The following is a 19,136-nucleotide window of genomic DNA, read 5'->3' as shown; positions in this document are numbered from 1 at the left end:
ACCACGCCGGAAGGACCGGGGTGATAATGGCCGGATGAAGCTGAGGATCTTCACCGAGCCGCAAGAGGGCGCGACGTACGACGACCTGCTCACGGTGGCGCGGGCCACCGAGCGGCTGGGGTTCGACGCGTTCTTCCGCTCCGACCACTACCTGCGGATCGGCCCCGGCGACCCCGGCCCCGGCTCGACGGACGCCTGGATCACCCTCGCCGGGCTGGCCAGGGAGACGTCCCGCATCCGGCTCGGCACCCTGGTCTCGCCGGTGACCTTCCGGCTGCCCGGCCCCCTCGCCATCAGCGTCGCCCAGGTCGACCAGATGAGCGGCGGCCGGGTCGAGCTGGGCCTCGGCACCGGCTGGTTCGAGGCCGAGCACACCGCGTACGGCATCCCGTTCCCGGCGGTGGGCGAGCGGTTCGACCGGTTCGAGGAGCAGCTCGAGATCGTCACCGGGCTGTGGGGGGCGGCCAAGCCGTACTCGTTCGAGGGCGCGCACTATCGCGTGGAGGAATCCCCGGCGCTGCCCAAGCCGGTGCAGCGGCCCCGGCCGCCCATCATCGTCGGCGGCGGCGGGCCGCGCCGCACGCCGAGGCTGGCCGCGCGGTTCGCCGACGAGTACAACCTGCCGTTCCGGACGCTGGACGAGACGCGGCAGGCGTTCGGGCGGGTGCGCGAGGCGTGCGAGTCCGCCGGCCGGGAGTCCATGGTCTACTCCGCCGCGCAGACGGTGTGCGTGGGCCGGGACGAGGCCGAGATCGCCCGCCGTGCGGCGGCGATCGGCCAGGACGCGGCGTCGCTGCGCGCGGGCGGCCTCGCCGGGACGCCCGCCGAGGTCGTGGAGAAGATCGGCCGTTTCGCGGAGATCGGCGCGGAGCGGATGTACCTCCAGGTCATGGATCTGGCCGACCTCGACCACCTGGAGCTGATCGCCGCCGAGGTCATGCCGCACGTCTGATCCCTTCGGGGACGTCCGGGCGGGCGTGGCGGAGCGGCCTGATCACAAAACGGTGGAAAGTGTGGAAGCCCCTACGGGATGCTTGATCCGTGCTTCTCACGATCTCGACCGTTTCCTCCGCGGCGTCCCGCCCGGCGACCGACCTCGGCTTCCTGCTGCACAAGCATCCCGGACGCGTGCAGGAGTTCGGGCAGTCGTTCGGCACGGCGCGGGTCTTCTACCCGGAGGCGACGGAGCGGCGCTGCACGGCGGCGCTGCTGCTGGACGTCGACCCGGTCCGGCTCGCGCGCTCCCGTGGGAAGTCCACGCCGGACTTCAGCCTGGGCCAGTACGTCAACGACCGCCCCTACGCCGCCTCGTCGCTGCTCGCGGTGGCGCTCGCCGACGTCTTCCGTACGGCGCGCACGGGGCGCTGCGCGGCGCGGCCCGAGCTGGCCGCCGCGCCGATGCCCCTGGAGATCCGGCTGCCCGCGCTGCCCTGCCGCGGCGGCGCGGCGCTCGCCCGGCGGCTGTTCGAGCCGCTCGGATGGGAGGTCGAGGCGGAGGCCGTCCCGCTCGACGAGGGTTTCCCCGAGTGGGGTGACTCCCGGTACGTACGGCTCGCGCTGCGGGGCGAGGTGCGGCTGGCGGACGCGCTCAACCAGCTCTACGTGCTGCTTCCGGTGCTGGACGACGCCAAGCACTACTGGCTGGCGGGCGACGAGGTGGACAAGCTCGTCCGCGCCGGCGCGGGCTGGCTGGCCGCCCACCCGGAGAAGGGCCTGATCACGCGCCGCTACCTCGGCCGGCGCCGGGCGCTGGAGCGTACGGCCTTCGCCCGGCTGGCCGAGCTCGGCGACGACGTCGAGGAGGCCCTGGAGCCGCCCGTGGAGGAGGACCTCACCCCGGAGCCGCCTCCCGGGGACGAGCCGCCCGGGACGTCCGGCGGCGATCCCGCCGTGCCGGACCTCGCACCGGAGGCGGCGACCGGCACCTCCGCCGAGGCCGGCGCCGGGGAGGCGGAGCCGGCCCGGGTCCCGCTGAACGTGCTGCGCAGGGACGCCGTCGTCGCCGCCGTCGAGGAGCTCGGCGCGCGTACGGTCATCGACCTCGGATGCGGGTCGGGCCAGCTGCTGGAGGCGCTGCTGGCGCGGCCGCGGTTCACCCGGGTCACGGGGACCGACGTGTCCACGCATGCGCTCGCGATCGCCGCGCGCAAGCTCAAGCTGGACCGGATGCCGGACGCGAAGCGGGCCCGCCTGGAGCTGTTCCAGGGCGCGCTCACCTACGCCGACCCTCGGTTCTCCGGGTACGACGCGGCCGTCCTCATGGAGGTGGTCGAGCACGTCGACCCGCCCCGGCTGGCCGCGCTCGAACGGGTCGTCTTCGGCACGGCGAGGCCCGCCCACGTCGTCGTGACCACGCCCAACTCCGAGTACAACGTGCGCTACGACTTCCTGGGCGAGGGACGCGGCGGGGGCCGGGCGATGCGCCACCCCGACCACCGGTTCGAGTGGACCAGGGCCGAGTTCGCGGCATGGGCCTCCGGCGTGGCCGGGCGGTACGGCTACCGGGTCGTGTTCAGGCCGGTGGGAGACGACGACCCGGAGGTGGGGCCGCCCACCCAGATGGCGGTGTTCAGCGTGGCGGGGGAGAGGAGCGAGGGCGATGGTTGAGGTCAAGGTTCCCCAGATGGGCCTGGTGGTGCTCGTCGGCGTCTCCGGCAGCGGGAAGTCCACCTTCGCGGCCCGGCACTTCGCGCCCACCCAGGTGATCTCGTCCGACTACTGCCGCGGCCTGGTCTCCGACGACGAGAACGACCAGTCCGCCACGCCGGAGGCGTTCGACCTGCTGCACCACATCGTCGGGGTCCGGCTGCGACGCGGCCTCCTCACGGTCGTGGACGCCACCAACGTGCAGTGGGACGCCCGCAAGAAGCTGATCGAGCTGGCCAGGAGCCACGACGTGCTCGCCGACGCCATCGTGCTCGACGTCCCCGCGGACGTCGCCGTCGCCCGCAACGCCGTACGGCCGGACCGGGACTTCGGCCCGCGGGTGGTCACGCGGCAGAGCAAGGACCTGCGCCGCTCGCTCGGCCGGATCTCCAAGGACGGCTTCCGCCGCGTCCACGTCCTGCGGGGCGACGAGATCGACGAGGCGGTCGTCACCTACGAGAAGGCGTGGAGCGACAGGACGGAGCTGACCGGCCCGTTCGACGTCATCGGCGACGTGCACGGCTGCCGGTCGGAGCTGGAGACCCTGCTGCGCGCGCTCGGCTGGGAGGTCTCGGCCGCGGGCGCCGTCCACCCCGAGGGGCGTACGGCGGTGTTCGTCGGCGACCTGGTCGACCGCGGACCCGACACCCCGGGCGTGTTGCGCCTGGTCATGGGCATGGTCGCGGCCGGGACGGCGCTCTGCGTGTCCGGGAACCACGAGCAGAAGCTCGTGCGGGCGCTGGCCGGGCGCAAGGTCAGGGTCGCGCACGGACTCAAGGAGTCCCTGGAGCAGCTCGCCGCCGAGCCGGAGGAGTTCCGGCGGGAGGCCGCGGCGTTCATGGAGGGCCTCATCAGCCACTACCGGCTCGACGGAGGCCGGCTCGTGGTCGCGCACGCCGGCCTCAAGGAGGCCTACCACGGGCGGGCCAGCGGCCGGGTCCGGGCGTTCGCGCTGTACGGCGACACCACGGGAGAGACCGACGAGTACGGCCTGCCCGTCCGCTACCCGTGGGCCGAGGACTACCGGGGCCGGGCGACGGTCGTCTACGGCCACACGCCGGTCCGCGAGGCCGAGTGGGTCAACAACACGATCTGCCTGGACACCGGCGTCGTCTTCGGCGGGCGACTGACCGCCCTGCGCTACCCCGAGCGCGAGCTGGTCTCCGTACCGGCGGAGCGGGTCTGGTACGAGTCGGTCCGGCCGATCGGCGGGGCCGCGGCGACCTCCGGCCGGGACGCGGGCGGGCTGCGGATCGGCGACGTCGCGGGCACACGTTTCGTGGAGACGCGGTTCGGCGGCCGGATCAAGGTCAGGGAGGAGAACGCCGCCGCCGCGCTGGAGATCATGAGCCGGTTCGCGGTGGATCCCCGCTGGCTGGTCTATCTGCCGCCGACCATGGCGCCGCCGGAGACGTCCACGCTCGACGGGTTCCTGGAGCACCCGGCCGAGGCGTTCGGCGAGTTCGCCGAGGCGGGGGTCACGCGTGTCGTGTGCGAGGAGAAGCACATGGGCTCGCGGGCGATCGCCGTACTGGCCCGGACCCCCGAGGCGGCCGCCAAGCGGTTCGGGATCACGGACGGGAGCGCGGGCGTCGTCTACACCCGCACCGGACGGCCGTTCTTCGACGGCGCCCGCATGGGCGAGCTGGTCGACCGGCTGCGCGAGGAGGCGCGTCCACTCTGGGACGAGCTGGTCTCCGACTGGGTGGTGCTCGACTGCGAGCTGCTGCCCTGGTCGGCGAAGGCGGAGGAGCTGATCCGCGGACAGTACGCGTCGGTCGGGGCGGCGGCGCGCACCGCGCTGCCCGACGCGGTCGCGGCCCTGTCGGCGGCGGCCGAGCGCGGCCTCGACGTGGGCGACCTGCTGGAACGCGCCCGCCGCCGCCTCGACAACGCCGCGCGTTTCCGCGACGCGTACGCGCGGTACTGCTGGCCGGTGTCCGGGCTCGACGGCGTACGGCTCGCGCCGTTCCAGATCCTCGCCTGCGAGGGACGGGCGACGGCCGCGCTTGAGCCGCACTCGTGGCACCTGGAGCTGCTGTCGCGCCTGACGCCCGACCCGGTCGCGCCCGGATCCGGAGCGCCCTCCGGGGACCCGGCCGAGGCATCCCGGCTGTTCGCGCCGACCCGGCACGTGTACGTGTCGCTGGACTCCGAGCGCGAGCGTGCGGACGCGGTCGAGTGGTGGACGGCGCTGACCGAGGCCGGCGGCGAGGGCATGGTCGTCAAGCCGGTGGACGTCGCGACCGGCCGCGTCCAGCCCGGGATCAAGGTGCGCGGGCGCGAGTACCTCCGGATCATCTACGGCCCGGACTACACCGAGTCCCTCGACGTGCTGCGACGCCGGTTCCTCGGCAGGAAGCGCTCGCTGGCGCTGCGGGAGCACGCGCTCGGCCTGGAGGCGCTCACCCGTCTCGCCGAGGGCGAGCCGCTGTGGCGCGTCCACGAGCCGGTCTTCGCCGTGCTGGCCCTGGAGTCCGAGCCCGTGGACCCGCGCCTGTGACCGGCGCCGTACGAGCCGGGTCGCCGGAGGCGCGGGACGGCGCCGGGGCGGAGGAGCTGGTGCCCCGGCGTCTCGCCCTGTCCGTGGTCGTCGGCTCGCGCGCGTACGGCCTGGACACCGAGGACAGCGACGTGGACCGCCGCGGCGTCTTCGTGGCGCCCACGCCGATGTTCTGGCGGCTGGACAAGCCGCCCACGCACGTGGAGGGACCGCGGCCGGAGGAGTTCTCCTGGGAGGTCGAGCGGTTCTGCGTGCTCGCGCTCGGGGCGAACCCCACGGTCCTGGAGTGCCTCTGGTCGCCGATCGTCGAGCACGTCACCGGGACCGGCGCCCGGTTGCGCGCGATCAGGAAGGCGTTCCTGTCGGTCCGGGCCGAGGAGACCTTTCTCGGGTACGCCGACGCCCAGTTCCGCCGCATCAGTCCGGAACGGCCGCGATGGAAGCAGGTCATGCACATGATCAGGCTGCTGATCAGCGGCGGCCACCTGGTGCGCGAGGGCGAGCCGCTGGTGGACATGTCCGGCCATCGCGAGCGGCTGCTCGCCGTACGGCGCGGCGAGGTGCCCTGGCCCGAGGTGGTGCGATGGCGTGACGATCTGGTCGCGGCCCTGTCCCGGGGCGGCGCGCCCGCCGCGCCCCGGGCCCTTCCCGCCGTACCGGACCGCGCCGTGGTCGAGGAGTTCCTGGTCGACGTCCGCAGAGGCGCGCTGTGACAGTGATCCCGCCGGTCTGGCTCGCCGACGTTCGTGACCGCGCTCGCGGGGGGAGGTCAGCCCATCTCCTCCAGGGCCCGGCCCTTCGTCTCCCGGAGATGGCGGACCACGAAGACGGCGGACAGCGCGGCGAAGAACGCGTAGATCAGGTAGGTGGCCGGCAGGTTCCAGGCGGACAGGCTCGGGAACGTCACCGTGACCAGCCAGTTCGCCGACCACTGGGCGGCGGCGGCCACCGACAGGGCGGCGGCCCGGACCCGGTTGGGGAACATCTCGCCCAGGAGTACCCACACCACGACACCCCACGACAGGGCGAAGAACAGGACGAAGGCGTTCGCCGCGATCAGCGCGATCATGCCCTTGTCGCCCGGGAGGGTGACGCTCCCGCCGGTCTTCACCGCGAAGCCGAAGGCCCACGAGGCCGCGGCCAGGGATAGCGCCATGCCGACGGATCCGGTGAACAGCAGCGGCCTGCGCCCGACCCGGTCCACCAGGGCGATGGCGATGAACGTGCCGACGATGTTGATGACCGAGCTGGAGAAGCTGATCAGCAGCGAGCCGCTCTGGCTGATCCCGACCGACTGCCACAACGCGGACGAGTAGTAGAAGATCACGTTGATGCCGACGAACTGCTGGAACACCGAAAGGACGATCCCCGCCCAGACGATCGGCAGCAGGCCGAACCGGGGGCCGCGGAGGTCGGACAGCCGGGGCCGCCGCTCGCCCCGCAGCACCGACTCGATCTCCGCGATCCGCCCGTCGAGGTCCGTCGACTCGCCCTCGACCCTGGCGAGCACGCCCCGCGCCTCGCCCATGCGGCGTACGGCGATGAGGAACCGGGGGGACTCCGGGATGACCAGCGCGAGGGTCAGGTAGACGGCCGCCGGGACCACGCAGGCGATGAGCATCCACCGCCACGCCTCCAGCCCGGCGAGCACGCCGCGCACGTCGCCGCCCGCCACCTCCGCCAGCACGTAGTCGACGAGCTGGGACACCGCGATGCCGAGCACGATCGCGAGCTGCTGGAACGACCCCAGCCTGCCCCGGTACGCCGGCGGCGCCACCTCTGCGATGTACGCGGGCCCGACCACGGACGCCATGCCGATGGCGACGCCGCCCAGGACCCGCCAGGCGGCCAGGTCGTAGATGGCGAACGCCAGCCCGGACCCGACCGAGCTGATCGCGAACAGGGCCGCCGCGATCCGCATGACCGGCAGCCGGCCCAGGCGGTCGGCCAGCGACCCGGCGAACCACGCGCCGATCGCGGACCCGAGCAGCGCCGAGGACACGGTCGCGCCGATCTCGAAGTTCCCGACGGCGAACCGCCGCCGGATGCCGGTGACCGCGCCGTTGATCACCGCGCTGTCGTAGCCGAAGAGGAAGCCGCCGATCGCCGCGGCGGCCGCGATGAAGACGACCCGCTCCAGAGTCCCCCGTGCGCCGGAAGCAGGCGTCACCCTCATCCATCCCCCCTGACCCGTGGAACGGCGATCTTGTGGCCGTCCTCTACCCCGGAGGGGGCGGGTGGAACGCGGCCGGTGCGCCGGGGCCGCGCGCGTTCCGACCGATCACGCGGGCGACCGCCCGCCTGATCCGCGCGCCGTGACGGCGCGTCCAGGCCGTGATCCACAACGACTCGAAGCCGACCACGATCCCGATCACCACGGCGGCGTCGAGGGCCGTGGCCGGGGAGGGGGCCGCGAGGAACCCCGTGAGGGACCGCCGTACCAGCGTCACGGTCGCCGGGATCGAGACGGCGGCGAAGACCGCCAGGCAGGCCGGGGTCCCCGTGGCGAGCAGGATCATGTAGGCGCGGACGCTCCTGCGCTCGCTCGCCGGCAGTTTCGCCAGCGGGTCCGTCGTCGCGCGCCTGAACAGCCGCTTGACCAGGTGCCGGGCGTAGGCGCCGCCGTTCGCGTACAGGTTCCGCGCCCCTGTCAGGTCCTGGAGCACGAAGTAGAGGTCGGTCCGCATGAATACGAGGAACTGCGGGCCGAGGCTCAGCAGGGTCGTGAGGATCAGCAGGGAAAGGAGGGGCTGGTCGCCGAACGCGACGGTGAGCAGGACGCACACGGCGCAGACGGCGGCGTCCAGCGCCATCCCGGCGAGGTAGACCGTCAACCGGATCCTGCGCTCGGCGAGCCAGATCCCCGACACGTCCGTCTGCGCGACGAGGAACTGCAGCCGGGTGCCGAACCTGATCGTGCCGGGGACGCCGGCCGCGCGGGCGGCGCACAGGTGCGCCATCTCATGCAGGAAGACCAGGGCCCAGCTCAGGGCAAGTTGCCCGAGCAGGACGAGCGAGCCGTTCGGGTGCCACAGGAACGCCTCCCACCCGGGGATCACGTCCGGCCGCACGGCCGTCGCGAGCACGGCGGCGGCGATCAGCACGCCGAGCGCCGTGTGCAGGGCGGGGGTCAGGATCCACCGCATCGATCCGGCGCGCAGCCAGGGGAACGTCGGGCGGGGCGGCGGAGCGGAGACCGTCGCCACGCCGTCGACGGACGCCACGAGGCCGGACGAGACCAGCGCCTCCACGAACCGGCCGACGTCGAGCCGCGTGCCGGTCTCCTCGCGCAGCCGCGCCTGGACGTCGCCGGCGGTCATACCCTCGCCCAGCAGCCGGATCGCCCGCATCCCCTCGTACGGCACGGCCACGAAGTCACCCGTGGCGACACGGCCGACGATCCACTCGTCGCCGTCCCTCCTGACGCCGAGCTCGTGGAACCGGACGGTGTTCATGCACGGACGGTGTTCATGCACGGGCGCCGCGTGGCGGCGGGAGCGGCGCGACCTCCCGCTCGACGTATCCGGCCATCTCCTCGGCTCCGCCGTACAGGGTGGAGATCTGGGTGACGCACGGCTCGATGACGGCGGCGTCGGTGATCCTGCGGGCGCCGACGCACGTCCCGGTCGCGTCGTAGAGCACCTGGTACATGAGGTCCGTCCGGAAGACCACCAGCTCGGGGAGCGGGCGTCCGGGTTCGAGGAACGCGACGTCGGAGGCCGCGAGCGCCCTGCCGCGCTCTCCCAGGCGCGCCCGCATGGCCAGCAGGTGCAGCTCCCACTGCATGTACGGCGTCAGCGGCCATTCGACGATGCGGAGCCGCCGGAGTTCCCCGCGCGCGGGGAGGTCGGCGGCGTGATCCGGCCGGGACTCCTCCAGGAGCGCCTTCGACCGTTCCCAGTCGCCGTCGAGCATCGCGTTCCAGCTCGGGTCGGAGCCCTCGTCGAAGTTCTGGGCGCGTTCCAGTTTCCAGATGGGACCTTCGATCTCATGAAAACCGGCCGAGAAATCGGCCCGGTAGTCATTCGTGTTCAGCAGGTCGCCGTAAGCCGTGTGAACGCGGTCGAATATCCGATATGCCATGTTCAACTCCAATCGGATGGTCCGGAGGCGGCGTCGACCGGAGTGGTCCAGGTGGGAGCGGAGTCGCTCCCCCCGGATCCCGGCTCACGAATTGGAGTTGCCGCACTTCAGATCGCCGGTGGTCTCGATCTTGTCGAGCCTCCTGATCGAGATCTCCGTCGCGGGTTCCTCGTCGGTGTCGACCGGCGTTTCATTGCCGAACTCGGACATTTTCCTCGTGAATCCCTTCTGGGGACAACAAGAGATGACAAGGAGATCATCTGCTGTCGGAGGCAGCAGTCAAGGCCCAAATGTCATCATTCGCCAGCCTCGGCTCCGCTCTCTTCTCCGGCTCCGCAGAACGGGCAGTCCGGGCGCGGCTGGTGGTGGATGAACACGTTCTGGTCCGGCCCGACGAGGTTGAGGCCGCGTACGGTCCCGGGGCGCGGATCGGGAACCCCCGTGATCAGAGAGATCACGCAGTGGGCGACGAGCTGGCCGGAGATCCCGGCCGAGGGGGCCATCACTCCGGGGCCGCCGTGGCCGATGTCGAGGTCGTGCCGCCGGAGCGCGTCCTCGCCGGCGCACACGCACTCGTAGCAGGCGCCCGACCGCGCCGAGTAGGTTCCGACCGTCACCAGCGGCCCGTCGTAGCCGCCGCCGACCCACGGGATGCCCGCCGCCGCGCACGCCCGGTTGGCCCAGATCCGGATGCCCTCGGGGTCCTTCGGCCGGTCGGCGCAGAGCGCGAGCACGTCGAACCCCTCCAGCAGCGCGGTCAGCGTCCGCTCGTCGTCGACCCGATCGAGGGAGCTCGTCACCGCGATGCCGGAGTTGAGCTCCCCGAGCCGTTCCGCGGCGACCTCGGCCTTGAACCGGCCGATGTCCTTCTCCCGGTAGAGGACCTGGCGGTTGAGGTTCGACAGCTCCACCCGGTCCGGATCCACGCAGTGCAGCGACCCGACTCCGGAGGCGGCGAGCGCCGACGCCGCGTGGCTGCCGGTGCCGCCCAGACCGAGCACGATCACCCGCGCCCTCTTCAGGCGGAGCTGGGCCTCCCAGCCGTGCTCCCGGGGAGCCAGGTCGATCCGCCGGAAGAAGGCGTGGCTCCTGCTGTACCGGTCGAGCTCCTCCGAGCCGAGTTCCGGCGGGGGAGCGGCGGCGGCGTCCTCGACGTATCCCGAGCCGATCAACGTCTCCACGAGCCTCGCCGCCTGCTCGGGGCGCAGCGCGGCGAAGCGGCGCAGGAGGGCGTCGGCGATCTGCTCGGACGTGTTCGACCCGTCCATCAGCCCCAGGGCGGTCCACGCCCAGCCGTTCGGGTCGGCTATCTCCCCGGCCACCCCGTAGACCGTGCCCCCGATCCGGATCACGCCGTCGCCGAGACGCCCGGGCCGGTGTTCGGGCTTGATCCGCGGAAGGCGCATCAGGGTGCGGTGGAACCGTGAGGGGGGAGGGCGTCGCGCCGCTGTTCGTCGGTCATGGGGGAGCCTCTTCTCGATCGATGATCAAGGTCCACACCCTGAACCGCCTGACAGGCGCTGTCAAGACCGTCTTGCGCGGTGGTGAGGGCGATGGTCCGCGAGGCGGCCCCTCGCCGCCGGGTGATCGGCGACGCCGGCGACCGTGGGACACGACCTAGCATCGGAGGGTGCCTCCCGCTTCACCGCCCACCCGTGCCGATCTCGACGCGGCCAGAGACGGCACGATCGACGACGTGCTCGGGCCCGGCGTCGACGTGCTCTTCTGCGGCATCAACCCGAGCCTGTACTCGGCCGCGACGGGACACCACTTCGCGCGGCCGGGAAACCGGTTCTGGCCCGCGCTCCACCTGTCCGGCCTCGTGCCGCGCAGGCTCGCGCCGTACGAGCAGCACCTGCTCCCCGGGTACGGCCTGGGCATCACCAACCTGGCGCCGCGCGCGACCGCCCGCGCCGAGGAGCTCTCGGACGAGGAACTGCGCCGGGGCGGGGAGCGGCTCGCCCGCCTGGTGGCGGAGGCCGGCCCGAGGATCGTGGCCGTCGCCGGGGTCTCCGCGTACCGGCTCGCGTTCGGGCGGAGGAAGGCCGCGATCGGGCGCCAGGGCGAGGGGATCGCGGGCAGCGAGGTGTGGGTGCTGCCCAACCCGAGCGGGCTCAACGCGCACTGGAGCCTGGAGGCGATCGCGGCCCAGATGCGGTTGCTGCGCCCGCCCGCCTGACCTCCGCGTCCGCGCCGGCCCTTTCAGCCGGCTCCGTCGGGGCCGAGGTCGCGCAGGGCGACCGGATCGGTGACGCCTCCGGGGCAGAACGTGGCCGCCGTGTCCCATCCCGCCCGCCGGGCGCCCGCCTCGTACGCGCTGCGCAGGAAGTCGAGCACCGTCCCCCGTGGGTCCGCGGCGGTGCGGGCGTCGGCGTACCGCAGGATCGCCAGGTGGCTGCCCCGCAGCGCCAGCCAGCGCGCCTCGGGCGGGCGGAGCGGCTCCCGCTCCAGGCCGGGCGGCTCCGGCGCCGTGTAGGAGTAGAAGGCCGGTTCCGGCACGTCGCGGTCGCCGAACCAGAAGCCCGCGCTGATCACCTCTCTGGAGTACGACTCGCGGGTGACGACGTCGACCTCCGGCGACTGGTCCACCCGCCGATCGGAGAAGCGGGTGACCGCGATGTCGAAGGTGTGCCAGAAATGGTGGACCGGACTGATCTTGCCGGAGAAGTCCGCCGCGTAGCGTTCGAGCACCTGGGCGACCTGGCTGAGCACCTGCCAGTAGCGGGTCACCATGGCCGTGTCGTACGCCCGGTGGACGGTGTCCTCGCCGAAGGGGATGTCGTCCTCGAGGTCGAAGGGCGTCGCCCAGATGGACACGTCGATGCCGAGCCGGTCGAGCGTGGCGAACAGTTCCCGGTAGAAGGACGCCACCGAACGGCCGGGCATCGAGAACGAGGCCGTGCGCCCGTCGATCACGTTCACGACGAGCCGATGGTCGACGAAGTCGAAGTCGATGGCGAACACCGGTGTGTCGCCGTCCAGGCCGCCCATCGGCCGCGTGGTGATGCCGCGCCCCGTGAGGTGGAAGGGCACGTTCCACCAGTGGTTGCGGCGGACGCACGCGGCCAGCCGCACCTTGCCCACGATCTGGGCGAACCTGTGGACCGTCGCCTTGCTGTCGGCCCAGGCCTCCAGGGGGATGTCGGGGAAGAGCTCCATGGACCACTCCTTCACCGGTGTCACCACATTTCGGGCATCCCCTGGAGCGGGTCACGGCATGGCCATCGGAGGGGACCGCGATGTTCTACCGCCGAGAGGCCCGCCCGCGGGGCGGCGCCGTGCCGGGGCGGGACTCCTACTTTCGTCAGGGGTGATCGTGGCGGATCGCCGGATCTTTCCGAGGCCGCCGATTCGTAGCGTCTCCTTCCGTGAAACAGAAGCTCATCGGCCTGGCGCGGCGCGCCCGTCTGGCCGTTCCCCTCGTCGTGACCCCTCTGGTCCTGTCCCTCACCGCGGCTCCCGCGACGGCCAGCGCCGTGTCCCCAGCCGTGTCCCCGGCGGGCGCTCACACCGGGCCGGTCCCGGCGGGAGCGCCCGCCGTCGACGAGCCGTCCCCGGCCGCCATCGACGCCTATCTCACCGAGGCCATGGAATCGACCGCCCTGCCCGGGATGTCGGTCGTCGTGACCCACCAGGGGAAGGTCGTGCACGCCGCCGGATACGGGCACGACTCGGCGGGCGAGCCGGTCACCGAGAACACCCCGATGCGCGTGGCCTCGGTGAGCAAGTCGTTCACCGCCATGGCCGTCATGACGCTGGTCGACGACGGCGAGATCTCGCTGGACGAGCCGGTCGCCCGGTGGCTGCCCGAGTTCCGCATGGCCGACCCGCGCGCGGCCGGCATCACCGTACGGCACCTGCTGAACCAGACCTCGGGCATCTCCGACGGCACCGTCGACCTCCGTGCGGCGGAGTCCGCGACCACCCTCGCCGGGTACGTGGCCGCGCTGCGCACCGGCACCCTGGCCGCCGCCCCCGGTACGCGCTGGGCGTACTGCAACGTCAACTACGAGGTGGCCGCCCGGCTGGTCGAGGTGGTCGCCGGCAGGAGCTTCGGCGAGTACATGAGGCAGCGCGTCTTCGGACCTCTCGGCATGACCGGCAGCGCGGTCGGTGACCGGACGGTCAGGCCGGCCCAGGGCTTCAACTCGCTGTTCGGGGTGTGGGTGCCGCGGCCGGAGCTGCGCGACTTCCTGTACGGCGGCGGGGCCGGCGGCGTCGTCACCGACGCGGCCGACATGGGCAGATGGCTGATCGGCCAGAGCGGTGACGGCCCGCAGCCGGTGACACCGGAGAGCCTGAAGACCATGCACACGCCGTCCAAGGTGCACGACTACGGCATGGGCTGGGGCCGGGAGACCGTGAACGGCGCCGAACTGCTCGTGCATTCGGGCAACCTGTTCACGTACACCGCCGTGGAGGCGATCGCCCCCGACACGGGGTACGGCTTCGCCGTCATGACCAACAGCGCCGGCCTGTACGACGACGTCTACGACGTGCTCACCGGCCTCGTGGCGATGAGCCGGGGCGAGGCCCCCGAGGTGCCCGGCGGCGGCCGGCAGACGTCCGAGCTGGCCCTGGGCCTGATCACGCTGGCCGCGGCGGGGCTGGGCCTGCTGGGCGTGCTGCGGTCCCGGCGCTGGGCGGGCCGGCGCGCCGGGAGGCCCGCCTGGAGGATCGGGCTGCGGCTGATCCCGGCGCTGCTGCCGGTGCCGCTGCTCGCGCTGTACCCGGATCTGATCTCGTTCCTCATGAACGGCCGGACCGTCACATGGGAGCAGCTCACCTACTTCGCCGCGCCCCTGACGATCGCCTTCGCGGTCGCGGCCGCCGCGGGCGCGGCCACCACCGCGGCGCGACTGCTCAGACTGCGGTCGGTAGTCTCGGCGCGGTGAGAAACCGGGCGACCCTGGTGGCGATCGCGGGGATCGCCGTCGTGAACGGGCTGTACCTCGACCACGTCCCGCCGTGGCGGCAACTCCTGTTCGTGGTGCTGGTCGTCGCCGCCTACCTCCACGGACGCCATCTGCCCGAACGGCGTGACTGGCTGATCCTCACCGTCGCCACGACGCCCGGGGTCGTCCACCTCGTGCCGGACTTCTGGAACGGCGCCACGGCACTGATGGCCCTCGGCCTCTTCGTGGTGCTGCCCTGGCTGGCCGGTCGCTTCCGGCGGCAGCAGGCCGAGCTGGTGGTGGCGGGCCGGGAGCGGGTCGCCCGGCTCGAACGCGAGCAGGAGCTGATCGCGGAACGCGTCCGGCTCCGCGAACGCGCCCGCATCGCCGCCGACATGCACGACTCGCTCGGCCACGAGCTGGCGCTGATCGCGTTGCGGGCCGGCGCTCTCGAACTGGCCGCCGACATGACCGAACGGAACCGGGAGGCGGCGGCTCAACTGCGGGAGTCCGCGGTCACCGCGACCGACCGGCTCCGCCGCACCGTCGGGGTGCTGCGCGAGAGCGGCGCCGCCGCCCTGACCGGTGCGGCGGGCGGGACCGCGACCCGGACGCCGACCGAGCCGCCGGACGAGACCGTCGAGGCGGTGGTGGACCGCGCGCGCGACGCCGGGATGACCGTCGAGCTCCGGTACGACGGGGAGCGGAGGGCCCTGCCGCCCCTGGTGGACCGGGCCGTTCACCGGGTGGTGCAGGAGTCGCTGACCAACGCCGCCCGCCACGCGCCCGGCGCGGACGTGCTCGTCCGCCTCGGGCGGACCGCCGAGGAGGTCGTGGTCACGGTGCGCAACTCCGCGGCGCGCGACACGCCGGGGCCGTCGGGCGGCGGCAGCGGCCTGGCCGGTCTGCGCGAGCGGGTGCGGCTGCTCGGCGGCACGCTGCGCGCCGGGCCGTACGAGGGAGGGTTCGCCGTGACGGCGCGGTTCCCGCGCGGCCGCGACGGACGGGGCGGGGAAGCAGAGAGCCACGAAGGCCACGAGGGCCGTGGCCGGGGAGAGAGCGAGGCGAGCCGGTGATCCGGGTGGTGCTGGCCGACGACGAGGCCATGATCCGGGTGGGGGTGAGGTCGATCCTGACCACCGACCCGGAGATCGAGGTGGTCGCCGAGGCCGCCGACGGACGCGAGGCGGTCGAGCTGGTGCGCGCGCACCGGCCCGACATCGCCATGCTCGACATCCGCATGCCCCGCCTCGACGGCCTGTCCGCCGTCGCCGAGCTGCGCGCCGCCGCTCCCGACGTCGCGGTCATCATGCTGACCACGTTCGACGAGGACGAGTACGTCTCCAGAGCACTCGCCGAAGGAGCAGCCGGTTTCCTGCTCAAGGCCGCCGACCCGCGTGAGCTGATCATCGGGGTGCGAGCGGTCGCCGACGGCGCGGCGTACCTGTCGCCGAGGATCGCGCGGAAGGTCATCACACGGCTGGGCGGCGGCCGCCTCTCCAGAGCGGACGCCGCCCGCAGGCGCGTGGAGGCGCTGACCCCGCGAGAGCGCGAGGTGCTCGTCCTCGTCGGCCGGGGCATGTCCAACCAGGACATCGGCCGTGAGCTCTTCCTCTCGGAGGGCACCGTCAAGTCCCACGTCAGCGCGATCCTGCTTCGGCTCGATCTGAACAACCGCGTCCAGGCCGCGATCGTCGCCTACGAGGCCGGCCTGGTGCACGGCGGCCCGGAGGCCGGTACCGGCTGAGCTGACGGAGTCAGGGGCGAGACGCCCGGCGGCGCGGGACCGGCAAGGCGCTGTCAGGCGCGGATCCGGCCGCCGTGCCGATGACGCCGGTGGAAGCGGCCGTGATGGGCGAGGCCGAGCACGGCCATCACGATCCAGGCGAAGAAGAGCACCTTGATCGCCGCGAACAGCGGCCAGGCCACCCCCGACACGAGCGCCACGGTGACGAGGGCCGCCGGGATCAGCAAGGCGATCGGCGGCGGGCCGCCGCGACGCCTCCCGTATGGCCCGCGCCGCGCCTCGGCCGCCCGGCGGCTCCACGGGGCGAGGCCGGCGCCGGGGCCCCACGGGCCGCCCGCCATCGACGGGGCCACGCCGGGATCGCCCGCGGTCCACGGACGGTGACCGGTCCCGGTGGCCCACGGGCCGTGTCCCCGCCGGTCGGGCGCCCAAGGGGGTCCCTCGTGTACGCCGCCCGGCTCGCGGCCGTAAACGCCGGGCAGGTCGGCGGTCACCCGGCGCAGGTCGCCCTCGGTCTTCGCGGCGAGCGTGGCGTCCAGGCGCTCGTCCAGCTCCTCGCGGGTGATGCGGCCCTGGACGAACGCGTCGTGCACGGCCCGGGTCACCTCGTCGCGCTCGCGGTCTCCGACGCGGAGCCCGTCACGCGGCGCCGGCTCCGATCGCTGACGCGACCGCTGCGACCCCTGTGGCCGCGGTGGCTGCTCGGCGGAAGCCATGTCGATCACCTCACCTCTTCGTACGGGGACATGTGAGGGGCCTGGGGGAGGGGGACATGCCGGTCACTCCTCGTCCGGGTCGCCCTCGGCGAGGATGTGGTACAGCTTGCGGCGGGTCTCGACCAGCACCTGCCTGGCCTGCCTGACCTGGGCCTCGGTGCCGGTCTGCGCGATCTGGAACAGCGCGGAGGCGGCCTGGCGGGACAGGTCGAACAGCTCGTGCACGTTCTCGCCGATGTCCGGCGTCATCTCCTCCCAGGGGGCGCGGACCTCCTCCGCGTGCTCGGCGATGTAGGAGCGCCCGGCGTCGGTCAGGCGGAAGGTCTTGCGGCCCTCCGTCTCGTCGGCGCGGACCAGGCCCTCGTCGGTGAGTTGCTGGAGCGCGGGGTAGACGGCGCCCGGGCTGGGCTTCCACCCGCCCTGGCTGCGCTGGGCGATCTCCTGGATGATCTGGTAGCCGTTGCGCGGCTCCTCGGCGAGCAGGGCGAGGATCGCGGCGCGTACGTCGCCCCGCTTGGCCTTGCGTCCCCGGCCGAAGCCGCGCCCGCCGAACGGGAAGCCCGGCCCGCCGAAGGGGCCGCCGGGACCGAAGCCGCCCCAGGGGCCGCGCCCCCACGGCGCTCCGCGATGCCGCCGCTCGTACGGGCCGCCCTCGTCGCGCGCGTCGGGGCCGTCGGGTCGAGGCGGGCCGCCGTGGTGGCCGGAGTGCCAGGCCGCGGCGCCGCGGATCATGGCCTCGCGGAGGGACTGCCGCATGGCGTGGCCGAAGTGGTGGTGGGCCCAGGGCCCTCGCATGGCATACGCCGGATTCATGATGTGTCTCCTGATGTCGATTGTTCTTCGATGCTTCAACGATATATCGAGAACATTACTGAAGCAACACCCCTTATGCCGACAACCCCTCGCGAACTTCGCGACCTTGAGCAGATCCCCCTGAAGTCGCTATGGTGACACCACCTAAACAACTTTGGTGGTGTTAATGATCGAGGATGGCGTGCGTGCCGCTCCCGGCCGCGTCGAAGGCGCGGTCGTCACCGGGACGGGCGATGCCGAGGCGAGTCCGGGCCGGACGTCCCCCGAGGCGGCGGAGCCGGTCGCCGCGCCGGGCGAACCGTCCCGTGCCCGCCGGAACGAGGTCGTGCTCGTCGCCTTCACCGCGATGACCAACGTGGCGGACGGGGTCCTGAAGATCGTGTTGCCGCTGCTCGCCGTGGGGCTGGGCGGCTCGCCGGGCCAGGTCGCGCTGGTCGGCCTCACGCTCACGCTTCCGTGGCTGGTCGCCTCGCTGCCGGTCGGCGTGCTCGCCGACCGCGCCGACCGGCGCATGCTCGTCATCGTGGCCGACCTGGTCCGGCTGGCGGCCGTCGCGGGACTGCTCGCCGCCGTCGCGGCGCGGGCGTCCTCCCTGCCCGTCCTGTACGCGTGCGGGCTCGTCGTCGGGCTCGCCGAGGTCGTGGCCAACACCGCCGGCGGCGCCCTCGTGCCCGCAGCCGTGCCGCCGGAGCGGCGGGCGCGGACGAACGCCTGGGTCGCCGGGGCCGAGACGCTGGCCAACGAGTTCTGCGGCCCCGCGGTGGGCGGGCTCCTCGTGGGGCTGGGCGCCGCGATCGCGCTGGGCTCCGTGGCGGCGGCGTTCGCCGTGGGGGCGGTGCTCATCGCCATGCTGGCCGGCCGGTTCCGTCCCGTTCCCGCCTCGCCGGGGCGCACCCCCGAAGGCGGCGGCACGGCCGGCGTGGTCGCGGAGATCCGGGAGGGGCTCGGCTTCGTGTGGCGGCATCGCCTGCTGCGCACCCTCACGCTGACGATCGCCGTGCTCGCCGCGTCGTGGAGCGCGTGGCTGGCGCTGCTGCCGTCCTACGCCGCCTCCGTGCTGGAGGCGGACGCCGCCGAGTACGGGTTCCTGATCAGCGCGATCGGGCTGGGCGGGCTGGCGGGCGCGGCACTGGTCGCCGTGATCAACCGCCTGCTGGGCGTCAGGTGGGCGCTCTTCGCCGACCTCGTCGGCACGTTCCTCATGATGGGTGTTCCGGCGATCTTCCCGGCGGCCTGGGCGGTGGCGGCCGCGGCGTTCGCCGGCGGCATGGGCGGCACGCTCTGGACGGTCAACTCCCGCACGATCGCGCAGGCGCTCGTCCCCGACCGGCTCCTCGGAAGGTACGGCGCGGCGTCCCGGCTGCTCGGCTGGGGGACGCTCCCGCTCGGCGCGGCCCTCGGCGGGCTGCTCGCCGAGGTCTTCGGAATCCGGACGGCGTTCGCGCTGTTCGCGGTGATGGTGGCGATGCTCCCGATCCCCTTCCTGCGGACCGTCACGACGGCGGAACTCAGCAGGTCAGCGGGCTCGTGACCTAGATCACAGGAATTTGCGGGGAATGCGGGAACATAGCCCGGAACACGGGCGTTGCGACTAACAGACGGGATTGTTCTGCTCTGAGAGGGCTGGGGGGTGCTCTTGGAGCGGAACGATCCCGTCTTCGTTTTCTCCCCGTCCTGACCGGCCCCGCCGGAGCCCGACCGGCATCGTCCCTGTCCCGGAGCCGTGTCGCCCG

The 19,136-nt window shown here is 73.1% G+C and carries 17 protein-coding genes; 9 read left to right on the top strand and 8 right to left on the bottom strand.

The features are described 5' to 3' along the window. The first annotated feature begins 34 nt into the window (after nt 1-34). The 4 genes from AWQ70_RS30200 (at nt 35) to AWQ70_RS30185 (ending at nt 5,862) form a co-directional block, all read left to right on the top strand. Nucleotides 35-952 carry an LLM class F420-dependent oxidoreductase gene (locus tag AWQ70_RS30200; protein WP_067183534.1) on the top strand — a complete coding sequence of 306 codons (918 nt, stop codon included), beginning with the start codon at nt 35-37 and terminating at the stop codon, nt 950-952. 89 nt (nt 953-1,041) lie between these two features. Continuing rightward, on the top strand, nt 1,042-2,607 hold the full coding sequence (locus AWQ70_RS30195) for a 3' terminal RNA ribose 2'-O-methyltransferase Hen1 (RefSeq protein ID WP_067183532.1): 1,566 nt from the start codon (nt 1,042-1,044) through the stop codon (nt 2,605-2,607). Continuing rightward, nucleotides 2,600-5,149 (top strand): polynucleotide kinase-phosphatase, encoded by a 2,550-nt coding sequence (locus tag AWQ70_RS30190; protein ID WP_067183529.1) that lies wholly within the window; start codon nt 2,600-2,602, stop codon nt 5,147-5,149. Before AWQ70_RS30195 ends, AWQ70_RS30190 begins: the two co-directional genes overlap by 8 nt. After that, nucleotides 5,146-5,862 (top strand): nucleotidyltransferase domain-containing protein, encoded by a 717-nt coding sequence (locus tag AWQ70_RS30185; RefSeq protein WP_067183526.1) that lies wholly within the window; start codon nt 5,146-5,148, stop codon nt 5,860-5,862. Before AWQ70_RS30190 ends, AWQ70_RS30185 begins: the two co-directional genes overlap by 4 nt. A 56-nt stretch (nt 5,863-5,918) precedes the next feature. Here the strand turns inward: AWQ70_RS30185 and AWQ70_RS30180 are convergent, their stop codons facing one another. The 5 genes from AWQ70_RS30180 to AWQ70_RS30165 all read right to left on the bottom strand — a co-directional run bounded on the left by AWQ70_RS30180 (nt 5,919) and on the right by AWQ70_RS30165 (nt 10,638). Further along, entirely contained in the window at nt 5,919-7,325 is a 1,407-nt protein-coding gene (locus AWQ70_RS30180) for a sugar porter family MFS transporter (protein ID WP_067183522.1), read from the bottom strand. 43 nt (nt 7,326-7,368) lie between these two features. Next, nucleotides 7,369-8,604, bottom strand: coding sequence for a hypothetical protein (locus tag AWQ70_RS30175; RefSeq protein WP_067183521.1), 1,236 nt, complete (start codon nt 8,602-8,604; stop codon nt 7,369-7,371). A gap of 13 nt (nt 8,605-8,617) precedes the next feature. After that, nucleotides 8,618-9,232: a DUF6879 family protein gene (locus tag AWQ70_RS30170; protein WP_067183517.1), complete on the bottom strand. Its 615-nt coding sequence runs from the start codon at nt 9,230-9,232 to the stop codon at nt 8,618-8,620. A gap of 84 nt (nt 9,233-9,316) precedes the next feature. Next, nucleotides 9,317-9,442 (bottom strand): hypothetical protein, encoded by a 126-nt coding sequence (locus tag AWQ70_RS42145; protein ID WP_281197134.1) that lies wholly within the window; start codon nt 9,440-9,442, stop codon nt 9,317-9,319. 86 nt (nt 9,443-9,528) lie between these two features. Next, on the bottom strand, nt 9,529-10,638 hold the full coding sequence (locus tag AWQ70_RS30165) for a HesA/MoeB/ThiF family protein (RefSeq protein ID WP_174552436.1): 1,110 nt from the start codon (nt 10,636-10,638) through the stop codon (nt 9,529-9,531). A gap of 224 nt (nt 10,639-10,862) precedes the next feature. Between AWQ70_RS30165 and mug the strand changes: the two genes are divergently transcribed. Next, entirely contained in the window at nt 10,863-11,411 is a 549-nt protein-coding gene (gene mug, locus AWQ70_RS30160) for a G/U mismatch-specific DNA glycosylase (protein ID WP_067183514.1), read from the top strand. 23 nt (nt 11,412-11,434) lie between these two features. On the opposite strand, the gene AWQ70_RS30155 is transcribed toward mug, so the two are convergent. After that, a complete protein-coding gene (locus AWQ70_RS30155) occupies nt 11,435-12,391 on the bottom strand; it encodes a DUF5996 family protein (protein WP_067183613.1) in 957 nt (318 codons plus the stop codon). 209 nt (nt 12,392-12,600) lie between these two features. Here AWQ70_RS30155 and AWQ70_RS30150 point away from each other — a divergent pair, with 209 nt between their 5' ends. From AWQ70_RS30150 to AWQ70_RS30140, 3 genes are read left to right on the top strand one after another with little or no spacing between them, the layout of a single operon-like run. Further along, on the top strand, nt 12,601-14,127 hold the full coding sequence (locus tag AWQ70_RS30150) for a serine hydrolase domain-containing protein (RefSeq protein WP_245647214.1): 1,527 nt from the start codon (nt 12,601-12,603) through the stop codon (nt 14,125-14,127). Then, nucleotides 14,124-15,203, top strand: coding sequence for a sensor histidine kinase (locus AWQ70_RS30145; protein WP_084517970.1), 1,080 nt, complete (start codon nt 14,124-14,126; stop codon nt 15,201-15,203). The genes AWQ70_RS30150 and AWQ70_RS30145 overlap by 4 nt, the downstream gene beginning before the upstream one ends. After that, entirely contained in the window at nt 15,200-15,874 is a 675-nt protein-coding gene (locus tag AWQ70_RS30140; protein WP_067183508.1) for a response regulator, read from the top strand. The genes AWQ70_RS30145 and AWQ70_RS30140 overlap by 4 nt, the downstream gene beginning before the upstream one ends. Nucleotides 15,875-15,927: 53 nt before the next feature. Here AWQ70_RS30140 and AWQ70_RS30135 read toward each other — a convergent pair whose 3' ends face one another. After that, complete coding sequence (locus tag AWQ70_RS30135) at nt 15,928-16,590, bottom strand: DUF1707 SHOCT-like domain-containing protein (protein ID WP_084517973.1); 663 nt, start codon at nt 16,588-16,590, stop codon at nt 15,928-15,930. 63 nt (nt 16,591-16,653) lie between these two features. Beyond that, nucleotides 16,654-17,403 (bottom strand): PadR family transcriptional regulator, encoded by a 750-nt coding sequence (locus AWQ70_RS30130; RefSeq protein WP_157530618.1) that lies wholly within the window; start codon nt 17,401-17,403, stop codon nt 16,654-16,656. 166 nt (nt 17,404-17,569) lie between these two features. On the opposite strand from AWQ70_RS30130, the gene AWQ70_RS30125 reads away from it, so the two are divergent. Next, nucleotides 17,570-18,934: an MFS transporter gene (locus AWQ70_RS30125; RefSeq protein WP_084517969.1), complete on the top strand. Its 1,365-nt coding sequence runs from the start codon at nt 17,570-17,572 to the stop codon at nt 18,932-18,934. Nucleotides 18,935-19,136 lie beyond the last annotated feature (202 nt).

It is taken from the genome of Microtetraspora niveoalba (genome assembly GCF_001570405.1).
Lineage (GTDB): Bacteria > Actinomycetota > Actinomycetes > Streptosporangiales > Streptosporangiaceae > Microtetraspora > Microtetraspora niveoalba.
The sequence above is the reverse complement of the archived record's forward strand: the minus strand, read 5'-3'. Positions and strand labels throughout refer to the sequence as shown.

Coding starts and splice junctions, on each gene's coding strand:
- AWQ70_RS30200 (WP_067183534.1), top strand. CDS start 35: ATGAAGCTGAGGATCTTCACCGAGCCGCAAGAGGGCGCGACGTACGAC.
- AWQ70_RS30190 (WP_067183529.1), top strand. CDS start 2,600: ATGGTTGAGGTCAAGGTTCCCCAGATGGGCCTGGTGGTGCTCGTCGGC.
- AWQ70_RS30180 (WP_067183522.1), bottom strand. CDS start 7,325: ATGAGGGTGACGCCTGCTTCCGGCGCACGGGGGACTCTGGAGCGGGTC.
- AWQ70_RS30175 (WP_067183521.1), bottom strand. CDS start 8,604: ATGAACACCGTCCGGTTCCACGAGCTCGGCGTCAGGAGGGACGGCGAC.
- AWQ70_RS30170 (WP_067183517.1), bottom strand. CDS start 9,232: ATGGCATATCGGATATTCGACCGCGTTCACACGGCTTACGGCGACCTG.
- AWQ70_RS42145 (WP_281197134.1), bottom strand. CDS start 9,442: ATGTCCGAGTTCGGCAATGAAACGCCGGTCGACACCGACGAGGAACCC.
- AWQ70_RS30165 (WP_174552436.1), bottom strand. CDS start 10,638: ATGCGCCTTCCGCGGATCAAGCCCGAACACCGGCCCGGGCGTCTCGGC.
- AWQ70_RS30155 (WP_067183613.1), bottom strand. CDS start 12,391: ATGGAGCTCTTCCCCGACATCCCCCTGGAGGCCTGGGCCGACAGCAAG.
- AWQ70_RS30135 (WP_084517973.1), bottom strand. CDS start 16,590: ATGGCTTCCGCCGAGCAGCCACCGCGGCCACAGGGGTCGCAGCGGTCG.
- AWQ70_RS30130 (WP_157530618.1), bottom strand. CDS start 17,403: ATGAATCCGGCGTATGCCATGCGAGGGCCCTGGGCCCACCACCACTTC.
- AWQ70_RS30125 (WP_084517969.1), top strand. CDS start 17,570: ATGATCGAGGATGGCGTGCGTGCCGCTCCCGGCCGCGTCGAAGGCGCG.